Raw genomic sequence first — 18,974 nt, forward strand, 5'->3', positions numbered from 1 at the left:
ATTAGAGGATGCTGGGCACCTCGGTGCTGATCGGCACCGGCAGCACGGTGGGACGGTCGGCGCGCAGCCCGGCGGCGAGCGCCGCGCCGAGCTGGTCGGGTGTCTCCACCACCTCGGTGGCGCAGCCGTAGCCCGCCGCGATCGCCATGATGTCCAGCCCCGGCAGGTCCAGCCCCGGCACCCCGGGCGTCTCCTTCAGCTCGGCGAACGCCTTGAGGATCGCGTACTGCTGGTTGACCGGGACGATCACCACCACCGGCAGCCTCAGCCGCGCGGCGGTCCACAGCGCCTGGACCGAGTAGTGGAACGAGCCGTCGCCGACCACCGCCACCACCGGCCGGCCGCGTCCGGTGTCCCGCTCGGCCAGCGCGACCCCGATCGCGGCCGGCAGACCGTAGCCGAGACCACCGCTGGCCATCGTGAAGTACGACGCCGGACGGTTGATCCGCAGGCGACGGCGCAGTGCGGACAGGTTGGACGGTGACTCCTGGACCAGCACCCCGTCCGCCGGCCAGTTGCCGGCCAGCGCGGCGAACAGGGCGTCGGCGCTCAACGGCGCGGTGACCTCCGGCGGTGCCAACGCGGCCCGGGGTGCCGGCGCTGGTCGGTCGGCCACCGGCACCAGAGTGACCAGCGCGGCCAGGGTGAGGCCGGGGTCGCCGAGCAGGCTGTCCCCGACCGGGGCCCGGGCGGCCTCGTCCGGGTCGTCCGTGACGTGCAACAGCCGGGCGCCGGCAGGAAGGTGCTCGCCCGGCACGTACGGGTAGTAGCGGAACACCGGGGCGCCGATCACCAGCACCGTGTCGTGCCCGCTCAGCGACTCGGCAAGCGGCCCGATCGCGAACGGCAGCACCCCGCGAAAGGATGGGTGGTCCTCCGGAAACACCCCGCGCTCCGGGGCGGGGGCCGACCAGACCGGTGCGGCCAGCCGCTCGGCCAACGCGACCGCGGTCGACCAACTCCCGGCCCGGTCCACGCCCGGCCCCAACACCAGCACCGGGTTGCGGCTGCCGGCCAGCACCCGGGCGAACTCGTCCAGCCGTTGCGGGTCCGGCGCGTAGCGGGTGGCCACCGAGCGCGGTGCGGGTGGCGGGCCGGCCGGCTGGGCCCAGTCGTCCATCGGCAGGGACAGGAAGACCGGCCCGGCCGGTGGCTGCGCTGCGGTCGCGTACGCCCGCAGCACCGCCGCCGGAATGTCCTGCGCCCGGGCCGGTTCGTAACTCCACTTGACGTACGGCTGGGGAAGTTCGGTGGCTCGACGGCTGGTCAGTCGGGGTTCGAGCAGCAGCATCTCCCGCGTCTGTTGGCCGGCGGTGACGATCAGTGGGGTCTTGTTGTGCCAGGCGGTGACCAGGTTGCCCATTCCGTTGCCGGTGCCCGGTGCCGTGTGCAGGTTGACGTGCGCGGGTGTGCCGGCGGCCTGGGCGTAACCGTCGGCCATCGCGACCGCGGTCGCCTCGTGCAGCGCGTGCACGTAGTGGAAGTCAGCCGGGAAGTCCTGCAGGAACGGTTCCTCGGTGGAGCCGGGGTTGCCGAAGATGGTGGTCATGCCGAGGGTGCGGAGCACGTCGTAGGTCGCGTCCCGGACCGTTGCCATCGCCACCTACCTCCGTGTCGCGGCGCGCGCTGCGGGCTGCCGGGGCGAGGTCGCCTGCCGACCTGCCGAATCTATCGGGATGCGAGAGACCTTTCGGGCGTTTCGCGGCTGTCTATGACAATGTCGACCCGCCCGATGCTGTTGCCCCGTAGCCCGCCGGCCCCGCCTTGCGAGCTTCCGCCCAGGTCAGGGCAGTTTGTCGGGATCTCGGTGTTGTGCGGGGCTGGCCCACCGACCACTGCGGGGAACTCCGTCGATGTCATCGACCCGCAGCCGCAACTGACCGATCACCCGCCGGTCAGACCTTAGCCAGCGCCCGGGACGCAGGCTATGGTGCCAGGCATGGCGTTGACAGCGCGGCTGATCCCGGTGCACCGCGCGGATTCGGCGGGTGACGGAGCTCCGGCGCGGGCTCACGGTTGACGGGTGTGTGTGCATGCAGGGAGAGGGCCAGGCGATCGGCGGACGGGCGATGGAGTCGATGACCGGGCGGCTGGTGGTCGCGACTCCGGCGCTCAAGGACCCGAACTTCGACCGTACGGTGGTGCTGCTGGTCGCCCACGAGCCGGGCGGCGCGCTCGGCGTGGTGCTGAACCGGGCCACCGAGGTGCCGGTCGCCGAGGTGCTCGGCGACTGGAGTGACCTGGCCCGTGACCCGGCGGTGCTCTTCGAGGGTGGCCCGGTGCAGCCCGACTCGGCCATCTGCCTGGCTCGGATGCGGCACCCGCTGCGTCGGCTCAAGGGCTTCCACCAGGTCTCCGGGGCGGTCGGCACGATCGACCTCTCGATCGACCCGGAGCGGCTGCGGGAGAGCATCGGCGGCATCCGGGTCTTCGCCGGCTACTCCGGTTGGGGCAGCGGGCAGTTGGAGCAGGAGATCGCCGACGGCTCCTGGTTCGTGCTGGACGCTCTGCCCGGTGACGCCTTCGTCGACCGGCCGGACGACCTGTGGCCGATGGTGCTGCGTCGGCAGGGCGGGATGATGGCCGCGGTGGCCCATTTCCCGCCCGACGTGGCGCTCAACTGACCCGGCCCGGCCGGGACCCCCGCGAGATGACCATGCCGGCCGGGATGTGTATAGTTTCCCAGTGCCCGGGCAACCGGGGGCAACAGCAAGGGGCCGTGGCGCAGCTGGTAGCGCACCACACTGGCAGTGTGGGGGTCAGGGGTTCGAGTCCCCTCGGCTCCACCCTTGTGGCAACAGGCCGGTCGGCATCCCTCCCTGAGGGGTCGTCGACCGGCCTGTTTCAGTTGATCCAACTGCCCTCACGGCTGCCGCGCCGCAGGCCTCTGGGCGTGGGCCCGTAGCTCCGCCAGGCTCGGCACCTCCTGCACGGCGACGTCCGGCACCAACCCGGCCTTCGCGTGCTCCGGCTTGCCGGCCCAGTGCCGCAGCAGCTGTAGCGGACGCACCTGGTTGGCCCTGGCCCAGCGGATGCGCTGCACCCAGCCGATCCCGGCGTTCAGCCCAACGTGGCCGGCGTCGGGGCGTTCCACGAAACCCGCCGCGTCGTCGGTGACGGCTGCCCAGAGGTAGCCGATGGTCCGTCCGCCGAGGCGCACCGGCAGAACCCGCACCGCCGACGTCGTGGTGCCCGGGTAGTTGTCGGGCAGGGAGACGGGTCGGAACTCCGGATCCTCCGACATGGGGCCACGGATCACGGGACTCCTCCTCTCGGCAGTGGACACACCGTACGACGGGACCGCTCGCGATGCCGTCCCCTGCCGTTTCGGTGGGCCGCCTCCACATAATTTCCGGTTCAGGAGTGTCTCGGAACGACAGTCATCTACGTGAGGGAGCATTTCCGGCGCAGGCCCGAAAGCTCAAATCAAGCTCAAGAAGGCCCGTTCCCCGTTGTGCGTCCGCAGTTTCGACCCCTACGTTCCAAGCACTCGTCCGCCAGAATGGCGGTTTGGAATGATAGGTGGAAAGTAGTGTCAAAGAGTTGGTCTGTTCGTGCCGCCGCCGCTGGCGTCGCGGCATCCATCGCCGTCGTGGGCACAAGCACGCCCGCGTTCGCCGCTGACACGTGGGTCTCCCTCGTGAACAGCCAGACCGCGGTCGCCAGCATGCAGCACGTCGATGACGGCGACTACTTTCGGGTTCACGACAAGTTGTCCGACGGGCACGGCGTCCGTGGATACCTGTATTCCTGGACGGGTAACGACTACACGCTGGTCATGAGCAAATACAACGGCAGCGGGACGGGCACCTATACCCAGATGCAATACGATGTCTGGGGGACGAACTTCTATGCGATGAAGGTGTGCTCGGTGGACGGTTCGGGGGATACCTCGCCCGGCCCCTGCTCCCCGATGAAGTATTTCAGCGAATAAGGCAAAGCCGCTATACGGCGGTTACGCCGATCGTGCGCTGACCCGATGTGACGAAGCCCCGGCAGGTCGACGGGCGATCGAGAGACGCCCTGCCTGCCGGGCGCTGCGTTGCTCAACAGACCAGCCAGCACCCGCGTGGTGCACCGTGCAACCTTTCTCGACCACAGCCGGTACTACCTTGCGACGGACTGGACGAAGGGGCGTGCGCATGGTCATACCGGAGGGCTTCGACGATTTCGTCGTGACCCGCTCGCCGCGGCTGCTGCGTACCGCGTTCCTGCTCACCGGCGAGTGGGCGCTGGCCGAGGACCTGCTGCAGACCGCTCTGGCGCGGGCGTGGGAGGCGTGGCGACGCATCGACGGTGACCCGGAACCGTACGTGCGCCGGATCATCGTCAACGCGTACGCCTCGTCCTGGCGGCGCAGGTGGCGGGGTGAGTTGCCCACCGCGGATCTACCGGAGACCGCCGTCGAGGCTGATCCGAATGCCGGCGTCGATGATCGGGACCGCCTGTGGCGGGCCCTGGGCCGCCTGCCCCGCCGCCAGCGCGCCGTGCTGGTCCTGCGCTACTTCGAGGACCTCTCGGAGTTCGAGATCTCCGAAACCCTCGGCTGCTCGGTCGGCACCGTCAAGAGTCAGGCCAGCCGGGCACTGGCCAAGCTCCGTCTGGACCAGACGCTGATGCCGGAAGGGGTGCTGCGATGAATCTGACCGACTTCCAGCAGATGCTCGACGAGCGTTCCGAGGACCCGGCGGAGCACGTCATGCACCACCTACGGCTGCACGGCGTACGGGCCAAGGTGGTCGCGCGCCGGCGCCGACGGATCGCGACCTGGACGACCTGCGCGCTGGTCGTCCTGGCCGGCGTCGCCACGGCCGCCGTCCTGCCCGGGCTCCGCGGCGACGTCACCCCGCCGGTGGACGGCCCGCCGCAGGTACGCACCATCGAGGGATTTCCGGAGTACGCCAACGGCGCACGCGTCGTGGCCGCGAAGTCCGCCGCGCTGCCGGACCGTCGCGTCGAGGTGACGATCGTGCCGACCACCCTCGACCTCATCGTCTTCGATCGCTGCGGCGGCACGGGAGACGGCGTTGTGCTCAAGATCGCGTTGAGTGTCAACGGCCACGACTTCGTCGAGGGCACCTGCGGCGGTGCCCTCCGGCCGTCCCGGTGGGACGGGCGGGACGTCGCCGTCGGCAGGCCCACCACGTTCGTCCTGACGGTCACCGGCGCACGGCGGTCCGCGGAGACGGGCGACGTCGACGCGCCGATCCCGGACGCCGGTACGTTCGGGATCGCGATCGGCGAGCGGATCCCGTTCGACCGGTATCCGCTGCCGGCGCGGCCGACCGCACTCGCGTCGCTGCACCAGATGCTCCCGGCCGGCTGCACCGAGGCGCTGTGTCCGGACGCCGTCATCATCCGGTCGGACCCGGCCGACCCGATGCGCGCTGTCCGGCGGACCGTGACCTGGAAGACGATGGACTCGATCGAGATGCTCGCCCAGACGCCGGGCCTCCTGCACCTGCGCGTCGATGGGGTGGAGGTGAAGGTCGGTGAGTGGTGGGACTACGCGATGAATGGCCACGGGATGTACGGCGACAAGGACGGCGCGTGGAAACGCGAGTTCGGCCTCGACCTGCACCCTGGCGATCCGGTGGCTATCGAGATCGTTCCCGAGTACGTCACCGGAGCCTGGCAGGTCGTCCTCATCCCGGACGGAGCAGGTACGGGCGGGTAGCGGCGTGCCCCTCGGCACGGTGCTCAGCCGGCCGAGCGGGGGTCCTCCTGTGGTGTCGGCTGGGCAGCCGCCGTGAGGCTGCCCAGGATGGCGAGCAGTTCGGCGTTCCGGGTCCCGGGCTCGGCGTGGAAGACGACCAGGATGAGGCCGTCGGCACCACCGATGGTGAGCTTGTTCGACTGGAGTTCGATGTCGCCGACCTGCGGATGGGTCAGCCGCACGAGGTGGCCCCGCTGCGGGTGGACGTCATGCCGTGCCCACAGCCGCCGGAACCGTTCACTGCGCACGGACAGCTCGCCGACCAGCTGTGTCAGCCGTGAGTCGTTGACCGCCGGCCCGGTGTGGGCGCGCAGGCTGGCGACCCCCTCCTCGGTCATGTCGTCCCAGTCCCGGCGGAGAGTCTGCTCCGCCGGGTCGAGGAACACCGCCTCCAGCAGGTTGACGCCGGTCCGGTAGTTCGGCGAAAGCGCCGCCGCCAGGGTGTTCACGGCGACCACGTCGTAGAACCGGGTCTGCACGTACGCGGGATTGCTGGGCCACCCGTCGATGAGCTGCCGGATGCTCACCGGCACCCGGGCCGGCGGCGAAATCCGGGAGCGGGTCGACCGGCGGGCGCCCTGCCCCTGGCCCAGCCGGATCAGGTGGGCCGTCGCGTCAGGATCCAGCCGCAGGACCCGGGCGAGCGCCTCCAGGACCTGCACCGACGGGTTGCGATCCCGGCCCTGCTCAAGCCGTAGATAGTAGTCCGAGCTGATACCGGCCAGCAGGGCGACCTCCTCGCGCCGCAGGCCCGGAACCCGCCGCAGGCCGGCGCCGGCGCCGATGCCCACCTCCTCGGGCCGGACCAGCTCTCGCCGGGCGCGGAGGAAGTCGCCGAGTGGGTTGCTGCCATCCATGTCACCCACGGTAGGTCCGCTGGCCCGCCGGTGACTGGCCCTCTCGCTACCAGGATGACGGGGGCACCGACACCGCGGCCGTGACCGGCGAATACTCGAACCAACGACGCCATTACGACCGGAAATCGGGGATTCCATGACCACCACGCTCGTCACCGGAGGTAACCGAGGCCTCGGCCGGGAGACCGTCCGTCGCCTCGTCGAGCTCGGCCACACCGTCTACCTCGGCGCCCGCGACGCGGCATCGGGTCGGGCGGTCGCCGAGCAGCTCGGCGCGCAGTTCGTGCAACTCGACGTCACCGACGACGACTCGGTCACGGCGGCGGCGGCCGAAATCACCCGACGCGAGGGCCGGCTCGACGTGCTGATCAACAACGCCGGCATCTTCGAGGGAATGGTGCCGCCGCAGGACGTCACGGTCGCCCAGTTGACGGCCGTCTTCGAGGTGAACGTCTTCGGGGCCGTACGGGTGACGACCGCGTTCCTGCCACTGCTACAGGCGTCCGCCGCGCCGGTGATCGTCAACATCGGCACCGGTCTCGGCTCGTTCGGCGTGGTCACCGACCCGGCGCGCACCGAGTCGAAGTACCCGGTGCCGATCTACGCGGCCTCGAAGGCCGCGCTGCACATGCTCACCGTGCAGTACGCCAAGGGCCTGCCGGACGTCCGGGTCAATGCCGTCGAGCCGGGCTTCACCGCGACGGAGCTGCACGGGATGAGCGGCCCCGGGATCCAGAGTGTGCAGGAGGGCGTCGACGTGATCGTGCGGATGGCGACCATCGGCGCGGATGGCCCCACCGGGACCTTCACCGACCGCGATGGACAACTGCCCTGGTAGCTCCAACGCGAAACGCCCCGGCCGAAGAGATCCGGTCGGGGCGTTTTCGACTTATGTCCGGTAAGGGCTGTTTAGCCCTGGCGGCTCTTCCACTGCGGGTTCGCGCGGTTCACCACGACCACCCGGCCACGACGGCGGACCACCACCGAACCCGGCTTCTGCTTCAGAGCACGCAACGAGGTACGTACCTTCATGTCTGCCTCCTTGGCCTGGGGGTTTGGCCTCTATCCGTACCGACTATCGAAACGCCGAGGCCGGCGCCACGATTCCCGGCCACCCGGCCGTCGAACCTTTGCCGCCCCGCGCCCGTACCACTGCGCGGGAGGTCAAGCCATGACCGTGCGCCGAGTGCTCGCCGCCGTGCTGGTCGCCGTCGCGACCGTGCCGCTCACCGCCGCGCCGGCCGCCGCGCACGGCGCACCGACCGACCCGGTCAGCCGGGCCGCGGCCTGCGGACCAGCGGGCCGGTACGCGGCCAGCAGCGCCTGCCGGGCGGCGGTCGAGGCCGGGGCGGCGGTACGCGAATGGGACAACGTGCGGGTCGCCGCGATCAACGGTAGAGACCGGGAACGGATCCCGGACGGTGAGTTGTGCAGCGGCGGCCTCTCCGCGTACCGGGGGCTGGACCTGCCCCGGACCGACTGGCCGACCACCGGGCTGACCACGGGCGCGAGGTTCACCTTCAAGTACCGCACCACCATCGAACACCGGGGCACCTTCCGGCTCTATGTCACCAAGGCCGGCTACAACCCCCGTGAGCCGCTGACCTGGGCCGACCTGGAGACGCGCCCGTTCCTGACGATGACCGATCCGCCGGTACGGGCCGGGGCGTACCAGTTGCCGGGTCGACTGCCGACGGGCCGTGACGGCCGGCACCTCATCTATACGATCTGGCAGAACTCCAGCACCCCGGACACCTACTACTCCTGCTCCGACGTGCTGTTCCGGTCCACGCGAGGTGGCAGCGGGCCGACCAAGGCCGCTCCGACGAAGGGCGCGTCGGCTGCACCGCGTACCGCCGCGAGTAGGCCGGCCGCCACCGACCCGGCGGTGGCGGCGGAGGCCGACCCCGGCGTGCCGGTGGCGTCGGTGACCAACCTCGGTGACCGGTGGCCGCTGCTGGCCGGCGCCGGTGCCGTGCTGGTCCTGGCGCTGCTGCTCGGCGCGGGCCGGCTGCGACGGACCAGCGGCGGGCCGGTCGGCCGGGAGTGCGAGGTGCGCAACCACCGGGCCGGGCGGCGCCGGATCTGGTGACCCGGCCCGCCCGTGGCCCATGGGATCAGCCCAGGTGCCGGTCGATCTCGGCCAACTCCTCGGCGGTGAAGTCCAGGTTGCCCAGCGCGGCGATGTTGGTCTCCAACTGCTCCACGCTGCTCGCCCCGATGATCAGGCTGGTCATCCGCGGATCGCGCAGCGCCCAGGCCAGCGCGAGCTGGGCCAGGGACTGCCCGCGCCCCTCGGCGACCGCGCCGAGCCCACGGATGGTGGCCATCTTCTCCTCGCTGAGGTCGCTCTCGTTGAGGAAGACGCTGGTACGCACCCGCGAGTCGGCCGGGATGCCACCCAGGTAGCGGTCGGTCAGCAGGCCCTGGGCCAGCGGGCTGTACGCGATGCAGCCGGCGCCGACCTGCTCCAGGGTGTCCAGCAGGCCGTCGGCCTCGGTCCACCGGTTGAGCATCGAGTACGACGGCTGGTTGATCAGCAGCGGCGTACCCAGCTCGCGGAGGATCGCGGCGGCGCGGGCGGTCTGCTCGGAGTTGTAGTTGGAGATGCCGACGTAGAGCGCCTTGCCGGAGCGGACGATGGCGTCCAGCGCGCCCATCGTCTCCTCCAGCGGGGTCTCCGGGTCGAAGCGGTGCGAGTAGAAGATGTCGACGTAGTCCAGCCCCATCCGGCGCAGCGACTGGTCCAGCGAGGAGACCAGGTTCTTGCGCGAGCCCCACTCGCCGTACGGGCCGGGCCACATCAGATAGCCGGCCTTGCTGGAGATGATCAGCTCGTCCCGGTACGGCTTGAGGTCGGTGGCGAGCAGCCGGCCGAAGTTCTCCTCGGCGGCACCGGGCGGCGGGCCGTAGTTGTTGGCCAGGTCGAAGTGGGTGACTCCCAGGTCGAAGGCGCGTCGGACGATGTCGCGCTGCCGTTCGAACGGGCGGTCCGGGCCGAAGTTGTGCCACAGGCCGAGGGAGACGGCGGGCAGCCGTAGGCCACTGCGGCCGCTGCGCCGGTAGGTCATGGTGTCGTAGCGGTCATCCGCGGCGAGGTAGGTCACGATCATGAGCCTAGCTCCGCTCCGTGGAAGGCGGGATCAGGCTTGCGAACCCGGACATCGGGGTAGTTTCGAGGCCATGCACCTGCTGCGCGCCCGGTTGGCCGGCTCGACAGGAAAGTGAGCACAGTGGACGACATCACCGCACTGATCCTGGACGACCACGCCGCCTTCCGGCGTGGCTTCGCCCGCCTGGACGACGCCCGTGACGAGCAGGAGTTGCTGGCCATCTGGGATGCGCTCGCCCTGCACCTGGACATCCACGCCGAGGCGGAGGAGGCGATCCTCTACCCGCACCTGGTGAAGCACGGCGACGACGGTGAGGACGAGACCGAGGACGCGATCGGCGACCACAACAAGATCCGCGACGCCATCGCCGAGTCGAAGCTGCACCCGGTCGGCTCGGACCAGTGGTGGAAGGCGGTCGGCACGGCCCGCCGGGAGAACAGCGAGCACCTGGCCGAGGAGGAGGACGAGGCGCTGCCCGACTTCCGCCGGCATGCCGGTTTCGAGCTGCGGGCCGAGCTGGGCCAGCGCTGGCTGACCTTCTATGGCGAGCACAAGAACGGGCGCAACCTGCCGTTCCGGGACAAGGACCCGCAGGAGTACGTCGCCGACCACCGCTGAGCGCTGCTCGATCTCCCCGCTGCGGGGGAGTCGCAGGGGACGGCCACGGCAGCAGAATGACGGGGTGACCCCACGAGCGGCGCTCGCCCCGCTGGTCGCCGGCAGCACCTGGCGGCGCGGCGTGTTCCTGCTGCTGGGTGGTGTGCTGGCACTGCCGTACGGGCTGCTCGGGGTGACCTTCACCCAACTGCTGCTCGACGGCTCGGAGGTCCCCCGCCCACTGGTGTACGCCCTGCTGGTGATCGCGCTGCTGATCGCCGTGGTGCCGCTGCTGCTGGACGGCAGCCGAGCCCTGGAGATCGCCGCCGTACGGGCGCTGCTCGGCGTCGACCTGCCGGAGCCGACACCGGGACACCACGGCGACCGGGAGACCCGGCTGCGCAGCGCGCTCTGGATCGCCACCCATCTCATCATCGGCGCTCTGGTGATGGTCGCCCTGATCACCGCCGTGCCGATGGCGCTCGCCTTCATCGCCCAGCAGTTCGGCATCGGCGCGGAGCTGACCAGCCGGGAACGGTTCGGGCCGCTGGACGGGCGGGACAGCGGCTGGCTGACGGTGGCCGGGATGGCCCTGCTGGTCGGCCTCGGGTACGCCGTCGCCGGGCTCGGTGCGCTCGCCGGGTCGATGGCGCCGGTGCTGCTCGGCCCGGCCCCCGCCGAGCGCATCGCCGCACTGGAGGCGCAGGCCACCCGGCTCGCCGAACGCAACCGGCTGGCCCGGGAACTGCACGACTCGGTCGGCCACGCGCTGACCGTGGCCACCCTCCAGGCCGGTGCCGCCCGCGAGGTGCTGGACACCGATCCGGCGTTCGTCCGGCGGGCGCTGACCGCCATCGAGGACGTCGGGCGGACCGCGATGGACGAACTGGACCACGTGCTCGGGCTGCTCCGCGAGACCGGAGGCGATCGGCCTTCGGTGGCGCCGCAGCGTACCCTCGCCGACCTGGACCGGCTGGTCACCGACGCCCGCGATGCCGGGCTGGCGGTGCACGCGCAGCGCGCTGGCGACCCGGCGCGAGTGCCCGCGGCGGTCTCCCGGGAGGGCTACCGGATCGTGCAGGAGGGGCTGACCAACGCCGCCCGGTACGGCCGAGGGCCGGTGACGCTGCGGCTGGACCTGCACCCCGACGCACTGGAGCTGGAGCTGATCAACGCGGTGGAGCATCCCGAGCCGGCCGACCCGGGCCGGGGCGGGCGGGGCCTGGACGGAATGCGGGAACGGGTGCTGCTGCTCGGTGGCCGGCTCACCGTGGGACCGGACGGCGACCGCTGGCTGATCCGGGCCCGACTGCCGTACGAGGACGGACGATGACCATCGGAGTGCTCATCGTCGACGACGACGAGCTGATCCGCGTCGGGCTGCGGGCCATCATCGAGGCCCAGCCCGACCTGCGGGTGCTCGCCGAGGCGGCCGACGGCGCCGAGGTGCCACCGCTGGTCGCCCGGCATCGGCCGGCGGTGGTGCTGATGGACGTGCGGATGCCCGGCATCGACGGCATCCAGGCCACCCGGCACCTGCTGGCCACCTCCGCCGACCCACCCCGGGTGCTGGTCGTCACGACTTTCGCCAACGACGAGTACGTCTACGAGGCGCTGCGCGCCGGAGCGTCCGGCTTCCTGCTCAAACGGGCCCGGCCGGCCGAGGTGGTGGAGGCGATCCGGGTGGTCGCGGCGGGGGAGTCGCTGCTCTTCCCCGCCGCGATCCGACAGCTGGTCGGGGCGTACGGGCCGGCGGGCGGCGACCGACTGCGGGCGGCCCGGCTCACCGAGCGGGAGGCCGAGGTGCTGCGGCTGATGACCACCGGCCGGTCCAACCCGGAGATCGCCGCGCAGCTGGTGGTCGGGGTGGAGACGGTAAAGACGCACGTCGGCAACGTGCTGGCCAAACTGGGCGTCCGCGATCGCACCCAGGCCGTCATCGCCGCCTACGAGTCCGGCTTCGTCACCCCGTCCGGCTGAGCCGCCGGCCGCCGGCCGCCGGCCGCCGTAAGGAAGGGACCCTTCCTATCGTTTCCCGTTGTACTGGGGCCCCTTTCTAACCTGAGCTAGCGTGGGGCGGGTGACTGCGCCTACCCCGGTAATCCCGGTTCCACCGGCCGACCTGCCCGGCACGCTCGGCGCGCTTCGGGCGGCCGGTCACCAGTACCGCACCGTCAAGCAGGAAATCCGCGAAAACCTCCTCGCCCGGATGCGCACCGGCGAGCCCCGCTTCCCGGGCATCGTCGGCTACGACGACACCGTCCTGCCCGAGGTGGAGCGGGCACTGCTCGCCGGGCACGACATGGTGCTGCTCGGCGAGCGCGGCCAGGGCAAGACGCGGCTGATCCGCGCGCTCGGCGCGCTGCTCGACGAGTGGACCCCCGTCATCCCCGGCTCGGTGCTCAACGAGCATCCCCTGCACCCGCTCACCCCGGCCTCCCGTGCCCAGGTCGCCGAGGCCGGCGACGACCAGCCGGTCGGTTGGCTGCACCGCTCGATGCGCTACGGCGAGAAGCTGGCCACGCCGGACACCAGCGTCGGCGACCTGATCGGCGATGTCGACCCGATCCGGATCGCCCAGGGCCGCACCCTCGGCGACCCGGAGACCATCCACTTCGGGTTGGTTCCCCGTACCAACCGGGGCATCTTCGCCGTCAACGAACTCCCCGACCTGGCCGAGCGGATCCAGGTGGCGCTGCTCAACGTGCTGGAGGAGCGGGACATTCAGGTCCGCGGCTACCAGCTGCGGCTGCCGCTGGACCTGCTCCTGGTGGCCAGCGCCAACCCGGAGGACTACACCAACCGGGGCCGGATCATCACCCCGCTCAAGGACCGGTTCGGCGCGGAGATCCGTACCCACTACCCGGTCGATCTGGAACTGGAGCTGGCCCTGATCCGGCAGGAGGCCGATCTGGTCGCCGAGGTGCCGGAGCACGTGCTGGAGGTCCTCGCCCGCTTCGCCCGCGCGGTACGCGAGTCGCCGTCGGTGGACCCGCGTTCCGGCGTCTCCGCCCGGTTCGCGATCGCCGCCGCCGAGACGGTCGCGGGTGCCGCGCTGCGCCGAGCGGGCCTGCTCGCCGCGTCGAGCGAGGTGTTAGGAGGGGACCCTTTTACTACAGCAGGCGGTAACAGGGGGCCCTTCCTTGCATCGGAGGCGGCGGTGGCTCGGGTTGGCGACGCGGTGTCGGTGACCAGCACGCTGCGCGGCAAGGTCGAGTTTGAGAGCGGCGAGGAGGGGCGGGAGATCGAGATTCTCGCCCACCTGCTGCGTACCGCGACCGCCGAGACGTTCCGGGCACGCCTGGCCGGGCTGGACCTGTCCGGCTTCACCAGCCTCGTGCAGGACGGCGCCGCGATCGAGACCGGCGAGTTGGTCAGTGCCACCGAGCTGCTGCGCCAGGTGGGCACGGTGCCGGGGCTGGCCAAGGTCCTCGACCGGCTCGGTCTGGGCGACGCGCCCAGCCCGGAGGAGGCCGCGGCTGGCGTCGAATTCGTCCTGGAGGGGCTGCACCTGACCCGCCGGCTCGGCAAGGACGTCACCGACACCGGGCGCACCGTCTACGGCGGCCGGAGCTGACCGTGGCCGGCAACCGTTTCCGGTACGGGCAGTGGCGCGGCGGTCCCGATCCGCTCGCGCCCCCGTACGACGTGCGTGAGGCAGTGGACGCGGTCGGCGCCGAGGTGCTGGCCGGTGGCAGCCTGCGCGACTCGCTGCGCGACCTGCTGCGCCGTGGCCCACAGGGGCGTGGCGGTCTGGACGACCTGGCCGCCCGGGCCCGACGACTGCGCCGGGAGGCGCTGCGGCGGGGCGATCTGGATGGCGCGGTGACCCGGGCTCGGGCACTGCTCGACCAGGCGCTCGCCGCCGAGCTCGACGAGTTGCGGGGCCGCGACGACGACGCGGCGCGGTTCGCCGAGTCGGTGCTGGACAATCTGCCCCGCTCCACCGCGCGGGCGGTGGAGGAGCTGGCCAACTACCAATGGGCCAGCGCGGACGCCCGCCGGTCGTACCAGCAGATTCTCGACCAGCTCCGCGACGACGTGCTGGGTCAGCGCTTCGCCGGGCTGCGCGACGCGGTACGCGCCTCCGCCGACCCGGCCGCGCAGCAGCAGCTCGCCGAGATGATGCGCGACCTGAACGACCTGCTGGCCCGGCACGCCCGCGCGGAGGACACCACCGACGCGTTCGCCGAGTTCATGCGGCGGCACGGCGACTTCTTCCCGGAGCGGCCGGAGACCGTCGACGAGCTGATCGACGTGCTGGCCCGCCGTTCGGCGGCCGGGGAGCGGCTGATGAACTCGCTCTCCGAGCGGCAGCGCGCCGAGCTTGCCGGGCTCATGCAGCAGTCGCTCGGCGACCGGCTGGCCGGCGAGCTGTCCGCGCTCGACGCCAACCTGAGGGCGCTGCGACCGGATCTGCGGTGGGGGCGCGGCGAGCGGGTCCGGGGCGATCAGCCGCTGGACTACGCCGACGCGGCCGGCGCGCTGGGCGAGATCGGCGAGCTGGACGACCTGCTGGACCAGCTCGACCAGGAGCACCCCGGGGCCACTCTGGACGATGTCGACGTCGACGCGGTGGCCCGTACGCTGGGCCGGGACGCCGCCGACGACGTCCGGCGGCTGCGCGAGCTGGAGCGGGAGCTGCGGCGGCAGGGCTGGGTGGCCCGTGACGCCGATGGCCTTACGCTCAGCCCGAAGGCGCTGCGTCGGCTCGGCGGGACCGCACTGCGGAGGGTCTTCAACGAGCTGACCGCCGGCCCGCGCGGTCAGCACGACCTGCGTTTGGCGGGTGCCGCCGGCGAGGTCAGCGGTGCGTCCCGCCCCTGGGAGTACGGCGACGAACAGCCCCTGGACGTCGTCCGCACGCTCACCCGGGCCGTACGCCGGGCTGGGCCGACCGTGCCGTTGCAGCTCGCGGCGGACGACTTCGAGGTGGTGGACACCGAGAAGCGGTCCTCCGCGGCGGTGGTGCTCTGCGTCGACCTCTCCTACTCGATGATCTCGCAGGGCCGCTGGGGTCCGATGAAGCAGACCGCGCTGGCGCTGGCGCACCTGATGGAGACCCGTTTCCCGCAGGACGCCCTGCAGATCGTCGGCTTCGGTCGGACGGCGATGACACTCAGCCAGGCCGAGCTGGCCGGGGCGGAGCCGGACATGGAACAGGGCACCAACCTGCAGCACGCGCTGCGGCTGGCCGGGCGGCACCTGCGACGGCATCCGGACGCCGAGCCGGTGGTGCTCGTGGTCACCGACGGGGAGCCGACCGCCCACTTGGATCCGGACGACGGGGAGGCGCTGTTCAACTGGCCACCCCTGCCGGAGACGATCGAGGCGACCGTCCGCGAGGTGGACCGGCTCAGCCGGTACGGCGCCACGCTCAACCTGTTCATGCTCGGCGACGATCCGGGCCTGCGCCGCTTCATCGACGCGGTGGCCCGACGCAGCCGCGGCCGGGTGTTCACCCCGGACACCGACGACCTTGGCGAGTACGTGGTCTCCGACTACCTCCGCACCCGCCAGTCCCGCCGCTGACCCAGAGAGGCCGCTCTTCCGGGTGAAACGGGCACCTCACGTCCATGATCGATGCGGGTGGCGGGGCGCGGCGGGGTAGGGCCGGGGTTGACTGAGGGCGTGGAGAGTGGGGGTTTGCGGCGGGCGTACGGGGCGGTTCTCGGCGAGATCGACGCGGGGGGATTCGCCGCGCCGACCGGGGAGGAACAGCTCAGCGCCGAGCAGATCGTCGCGCACCTCATCGCCAACGACGAGCTGATGATCCAGGCCACCGAGGCGTTGTTGGCCGGGTCCACGTTCGCCTACTACGACCTGGACGACATCCATCGGCCGCAGCTCGACGCGCTGGTCGTCGAGCAGGGCGGCATCCGTGGCCTGACCGAGCTGCTGCACGGCACCAGCGAGAAGCTGTGCCGTCTGGTCGACCGGCTCGGCCTGGCGGCGCAGACCCCGGTCGAAACTCACCTGCGCGAGGGCTTCGACCTCGTCGTCGACGAGTCCCTGCCCTGGTCCCGCACCCTGGACCTGCACACCCGGGTCCACCTGCCCAAACACCAGGTCGAGCTCCAGGCGCTCCGCCCCTGAGCCGTCCCGGCCGTCCCGGCCGCCCCGGCCGTTCGGAGCGGCACGGCGTGGCGCGACGCCGGGCAACCCGTCCCATCGGGCCGTATACCTGTGGGTCATAAATATGACTCACAGGTATACCGCTCACTGCGGCGGTCGCCTTCGGCCAGCGCGGAAAGCCCCACCCCGGCGCGCAAAGCCCACCCCGGCGCGGAAAGCCCCACCCCAGCGCGTGTCGTGGATCAGCCTTCGACCAGCTCCGGGCGGGGGTGGAACGTTCGGCGGTAGGTGGTGGGATTGACGCCGATGCGCTGGTGCAGTTGTTGGCGCAGGGCGGCGGTGGTCCCGAAGCCGCAGCGTCGGGCGATCTGGTCGACGGTGAGGTCGGTGGTCTCCAGCAGCAGGCGAGCGTGGTCGGTGCGTTGGTGCAGCAGCCACTGCGCCGGGCTCAGGCCGGTCTCGGAACGGAACCGGCGGGTGAAGGTCCGTACGCTCATCCGGGCCTGTTCGGCGAGGTCACGAAGCGCGACCGGTTCGTGCAACCGCTGCCGGGCCCACTCCCGGGCGCCCGCTGTGCTGGTGTCGGTGGGCTTCGGCACCGGCCGTTCGATGTACTGCGCCTGGCCGCCGTCGCGCCACGGCGGCATCACGCATCGGCGGGCCGCCCGGTTGGCCACCTCGCTGCCGTGGTCGAGGCGGATGACGTGCAGGCAGAGGTCGATGCCGGCGGCCACCCCGGCCGAGGTGAGCATCCGGTCGTCGACGATGAAGAGTACGGCCGGGTCGAGGTCCACCCGGCTGTGCAGCCGGCGGAACAGCTCCGCGTACGCCCAGTGGGTGGTGGCCCGGTGCCCGTCCAGCAGCCCGGCGGCGGCCAGCACGAACGCGCCGGTGCAGATCGACATGACCCGGGCACCCCGCCGGTAGGCAGAGCGCAGCGCCTCGGCCACCTCCTCGTCGAGGACGCCCGAGCTCAGCGCGCTGCCACCGTGGATGCCGGGGACGATCACCGTGTCGGCGGTGTCGAGCAACTCCAGCCCGTGGTCCGGGAGCACCTGGAAGCCGGCGGTGCTGCGGACCGGCCGGCCACCCGGGGTGCACACCCGTACGTCGTACAGGTGGGTGTCGTCGGCGCTGCGGGCGGTGCTGAAGACCTGGGACGGGGTGCCGAGATCGAGGCCGACCACCTCGTCGAGGGCGAGTACGGCGATCCGGTGCGGACGTACGCTCATGGCCCGATTATTGCGCACGATGGCTTTCCGGCCACTCGTCGTCACTCGCGGTGCCAGCGAGACTGGCCAGCGTGACAAAGAACCGCCGTCTGCACCCCGCCTGGCTGGTCGCCGCCGTCGCCTTCGTGGCGCTGGTCGGCGCGGCCGGTTTCCGGGCCACCCCCTCGGTGCTGCTGCACCCGCTGCACGAGGAGTTCGGCTGGCCGCTGGCCACGATCTCCGCAGCCGTTTCGGTCAACCTGCTGCTCTATGGGCTCACCGCGCCGTTCGCCGCCGCGCTGATGGACCGGTTCGGCATCCGCCGGGTGGTCTCGGTGGCGCTGCTGCTGGTCGCCGCCGGCAGCGGCCTGACGGTCTTCATGACCGCCAGCTGGCAACTGCTGCTGTGCTGGGGCGTGCTGGTCGGGCTGGGCACCGGCTCGATGGCGCTGGCCTTCGTGGCCACCGTTACCGGTCGCTGGTTCGTCCGCCGCCGAGGCCTGGTCACCGGTGTGCTGACCGCCGGCGGGGCGGCCGGCCAACTGGTGTTCCTGCCGCTCATCGCGGTGCTGGTGCGCGACCACGGTTGGCGCACGGCGGCGCTCGTCGTGGCCGGAGCGGCGCTGGCGGTCGTACCCCTGGTGGTGTGGTTGCTGCGCGAACACCCGGCGGATCTCGGCCTGCCCGCCTACGGCGCGACCGAGGTCGTCGCGGCGCCGCCGCCGACCGGCGGTGCGGCGACCCGGGCGCTGGGTGCTCTGGCCGCCGCGGCCCGGACCCGGCCGTTCTGGCTGCTGGCCGGCGGGTTCGCGATCTGCGGCGCGACCACCAACGGCCTGGTCGGTACGCACTTCGTGCCGGCCGCGCACGACCACGGCATGGCCGAGACGACCGCCGCCGGGCTGCTCGCCCTGGTCGGGCTGTTCGACATCGTCGGCACGATCGCCTCCGGCTGGCTGACCGACCGGGTGGACAGCCGGCTGCTGCTCGGCGCCTACTACGCGCTGCGTGGGGCGTCGCTGCTGGTGCTGCCGACCCTGTTCGCCGGCACCGCCAGGCCGAGCATGCTGGTGTTCATCATCTTCTACGGCCTGGACTGGGTGGCCACCGTGCCGCCGACGGTCGCGCTGTGCCGGGAGTACTTCGGCACCGCCGGCGCGGTGGTGTTCGGCTGGGTGTTCGCCGCCCACCAGCTCGGTGCGGCGTTCGCGGCGACGGCTGCGGGCCTGGTCCGGGACCAGCTCGGCGACTACGCGATGGCCTGGTACGTGGCCGGGGGGCTGTCGATCGGGGCGGCCGGACTGTCGTTGCTGCTGCGCCGGAGGCCGGGCCGGCCGGTGCCGGAGACGGTGCTGGTCGCCGCGACCGCGCCTCGGGCCTGGAGCTTCCGAGGCTGAGGAAGCTG

19 protein-coding genes and 1 tRNA gene are annotated in these 18,974 nt (G+C 71.7%); 14 read left to right on the plus strand and 6 right to left on the minus strand.

Annotated features, from left to right (window positions below; genetic code table 11):
* Position 1 precedes the first annotated feature (1 nt).
* On the minus strand, positions 2–1,597 hold the full coding sequence (mdlC, locus tag ACFQGL_RS27220; RefSeq protein ID WP_377515351.1) for a benzoylformate decarboxylase: 1,596 nt from the start codon (positions 1,595–1,597) through the stop codon (positions 2–4).
* Positions 1,598–2,033: 436 nt separating this feature from the next.
* Between mdlC and ACFQGL_RS27225 the strand changes: the two genes are divergently transcribed.
* Both ACFQGL_RS27225 and ACFQGL_RS27230 read left to right on the plus strand, forming a co-directional pair.
* Entirely contained in the window at positions 2,034–2,624 is a 591-nt protein-coding gene (locus ACFQGL_RS27225; RefSeq protein WP_377515353.1) for a YqgE/AlgH family protein, read from the plus strand.
* 89 nt (positions 2,625–2,713) lie between these two features.
* Positions 2,714–2,786, plus strand: a tRNA-Ala gene (locus ACFQGL_RS27230).
* Positions 2,787–2,863: 77 nt separating this feature from the next.
* Here ACFQGL_RS27230 and ACFQGL_RS27235 read toward each other — a convergent pair.
* Positions 2,864–3,259, minus strand: a complete 396-nt coding sequence (locus ACFQGL_RS27235) for a hypothetical protein (protein WP_377515354.1) — start codon at positions 3,257–3,259, stop codon at positions 2,864–2,866.
* Between the two features lie 273 nt (positions 3,260–3,532).
* On the opposite strand from ACFQGL_RS27235, the gene ACFQGL_RS27240 reads away from it, so the two are divergent.
* From ACFQGL_RS27240 to ACFQGL_RS27250, 3 genes are all read left to right on the plus strand, one after another.
* A complete protein-coding gene (locus tag ACFQGL_RS27240) occupies positions 3,533–3,934 on the plus strand; it encodes a hypothetical protein (protein ID WP_377515355.1) in 402 nt (133 codons plus the stop codon).
* A gap of 208 nt (positions 3,935–4,142) precedes the next feature.
* The gene (locus ACFQGL_RS27245; RefSeq protein WP_377515357.1) at positions 4,143–4,640 is read left to right on the plus strand and encodes a SigE family RNA polymerase sigma factor; all 498 of its coding nucleotides are present in this window, start codon (positions 4,143–4,145) and stop codon (positions 4,638–4,640) included.
* The gene (locus tag ACFQGL_RS27250) at positions 4,637–5,677 is read left to right on the plus strand and encodes a hypothetical protein (RefSeq protein WP_377515358.1); all 1,041 of its coding nucleotides are present in this window, start codon (positions 4,637–4,639) and stop codon (positions 5,675–5,677) included. The genes ACFQGL_RS27245 and ACFQGL_RS27250 overlap by 4 nt, the downstream gene beginning before the upstream one ends.
* 23 nt (positions 5,678–5,700) lie before the next feature.
* Here ACFQGL_RS27250 and ACFQGL_RS27255 read toward each other — a convergent pair whose 3' ends face one another.
* The gene (locus tag ACFQGL_RS27255; protein ID WP_377515360.1) at positions 5,701–6,573 is read right to left on the minus strand and encodes a helix-turn-helix domain-containing protein; all 873 of its coding nucleotides are present in this window, start codon (positions 6,571–6,573) and stop codon (positions 5,701–5,703) included.
* Positions 6,574–6,709: 136 nt separating this feature from the next.
* Here ACFQGL_RS27255 and ACFQGL_RS27260 point away from each other — a divergent pair, with 136 nt between their 5' ends.
* Positions 6,710–7,411, plus strand: a complete 702-nt coding sequence (locus tag ACFQGL_RS27260) for an SDR family NAD(P)-dependent oxidoreductase (protein ID WP_377515361.1) — start codon at positions 6,710–6,712, stop codon at positions 7,409–7,411.
* A gap of 71 nt (positions 7,412–7,482) precedes the next feature.
* Here ACFQGL_RS27260 and ACFQGL_RS27265 read toward each other — a convergent pair whose 3' ends face one another.
* Entirely contained in the window at positions 7,483–7,605 is a 123-nt protein-coding gene (locus ACFQGL_RS27265; RefSeq protein WP_357071839.1) for a 50S ribosomal protein L36, read from the minus strand.
* Positions 7,606–7,744: 139 nt separating this feature from the next.
* Between ACFQGL_RS27265 and ACFQGL_RS27270 the strand changes: the two genes are divergently transcribed.
* Positions 7,745–8,665, plus strand: coding sequence for a lytic polysaccharide monooxygenase auxiliary activity family 9 protein (locus tag ACFQGL_RS27270; protein ID WP_377515363.1), 921 nt, complete (start codon positions 7,745–7,747; stop codon positions 8,663–8,665).
* Between the two features lie 25 nt (positions 8,666–8,690).
* On the opposite strand, the gene mgrA is transcribed toward ACFQGL_RS27270, so the two are convergent.
* Entirely contained in the window at positions 8,691–9,686 is a 996-nt protein-coding gene (mgrA, locus tag ACFQGL_RS27275) for an L-glyceraldehyde 3-phosphate reductase (protein WP_377515365.1), read from the minus strand.
* Positions 9,687–9,806: 120 nt separating this feature from the next.
* On the opposite strand from mgrA, the gene ACFQGL_RS27280 reads away from it, so the two are divergent.
* From ACFQGL_RS27280 to ACFQGL_RS27305, 6 genes are all read left to right on the plus strand, one after another.
* Positions 9,807–10,304, plus strand: a complete 498-nt coding sequence (locus ACFQGL_RS27280) for a hemerythrin domain-containing protein (protein WP_377515366.1) — start codon at positions 9,807–9,809, stop codon at positions 10,302–10,304.
* A 64-nt stretch (positions 10,305–10,368) separates the two neighbouring features.
* Positions 10,369–11,616, plus strand: a complete 1,248-nt coding sequence (locus ACFQGL_RS27285; RefSeq protein WP_377515367.1) for a sensor histidine kinase — start codon at positions 10,369–10,371, stop codon at positions 11,614–11,616.
* Positions 11,613–12,263: a response regulator gene (locus tag ACFQGL_RS27290; RefSeq protein ID WP_377515368.1), complete on the plus strand. Its 651-nt coding sequence runs from the start codon at positions 11,613–11,615 to the stop codon at positions 12,261–12,263. The genes ACFQGL_RS27285 and ACFQGL_RS27290 overlap by 4 nt, the downstream gene beginning before the upstream one ends.
* 91 nt (positions 12,264–12,354) lie before the next feature.
* Positions 12,355–13,860 (plus strand): magnesium chelatase, encoded by a 1,506-nt coding sequence (locus tag ACFQGL_RS27295; RefSeq protein WP_377515369.1) that lies wholly within the window; start codon positions 12,355–12,357, stop codon positions 13,858–13,860.
* Between the two features lie 2 nt (positions 13,861–13,862).
* Complete coding sequence (locus ACFQGL_RS27300; RefSeq protein ID WP_377515371.1) at positions 13,863–15,815, plus strand: vWA domain-containing protein; 1,953 nt, start codon at positions 13,863–13,865, stop codon at positions 15,813–15,815.
* Positions 15,816–15,914: 99 nt separating this feature from the next.
* On the plus strand, positions 15,915–16,379 hold the full coding sequence (locus tag ACFQGL_RS27305) for a hypothetical protein (RefSeq protein ID WP_377515373.1): 465 nt from the start codon (positions 15,915–15,917) through the stop codon (positions 16,377–16,379).
* A gap of 221 nt (positions 16,380–16,600) precedes the next feature.
* Here ACFQGL_RS27305 and ACFQGL_RS27310 read toward each other — a convergent pair whose 3' ends face one another.
* Entirely contained in the window at positions 16,601–17,590 is a 990-nt protein-coding gene (locus ACFQGL_RS27310) for a GlxA family transcriptional regulator (protein WP_377515374.1), read from the minus strand.
* A 71-nt stretch (positions 17,591–17,661) separates the two neighbouring features.
* On the opposite strand from ACFQGL_RS27310, the gene ACFQGL_RS27315 reads away from it, so the two are divergent.
* On the plus strand, positions 17,662–18,966 hold the full coding sequence (locus ACFQGL_RS27315) for an MFS transporter (RefSeq protein WP_377515375.1): 1,305 nt from the start codon (positions 17,662–17,664) through the stop codon (positions 18,964–18,966).
* Positions 18,967–18,974: the final 8 nt, after the last annotated feature.

This window comes from Micromonospora vulcania (assembly GCF_042658605.1).
GTDB classification, from domain to species: domain Bacteria; phylum Actinomycetota; class Actinomycetes; order Mycobacteriales; family Micromonosporaceae; genus Micromonospora; species Micromonospora vulcania.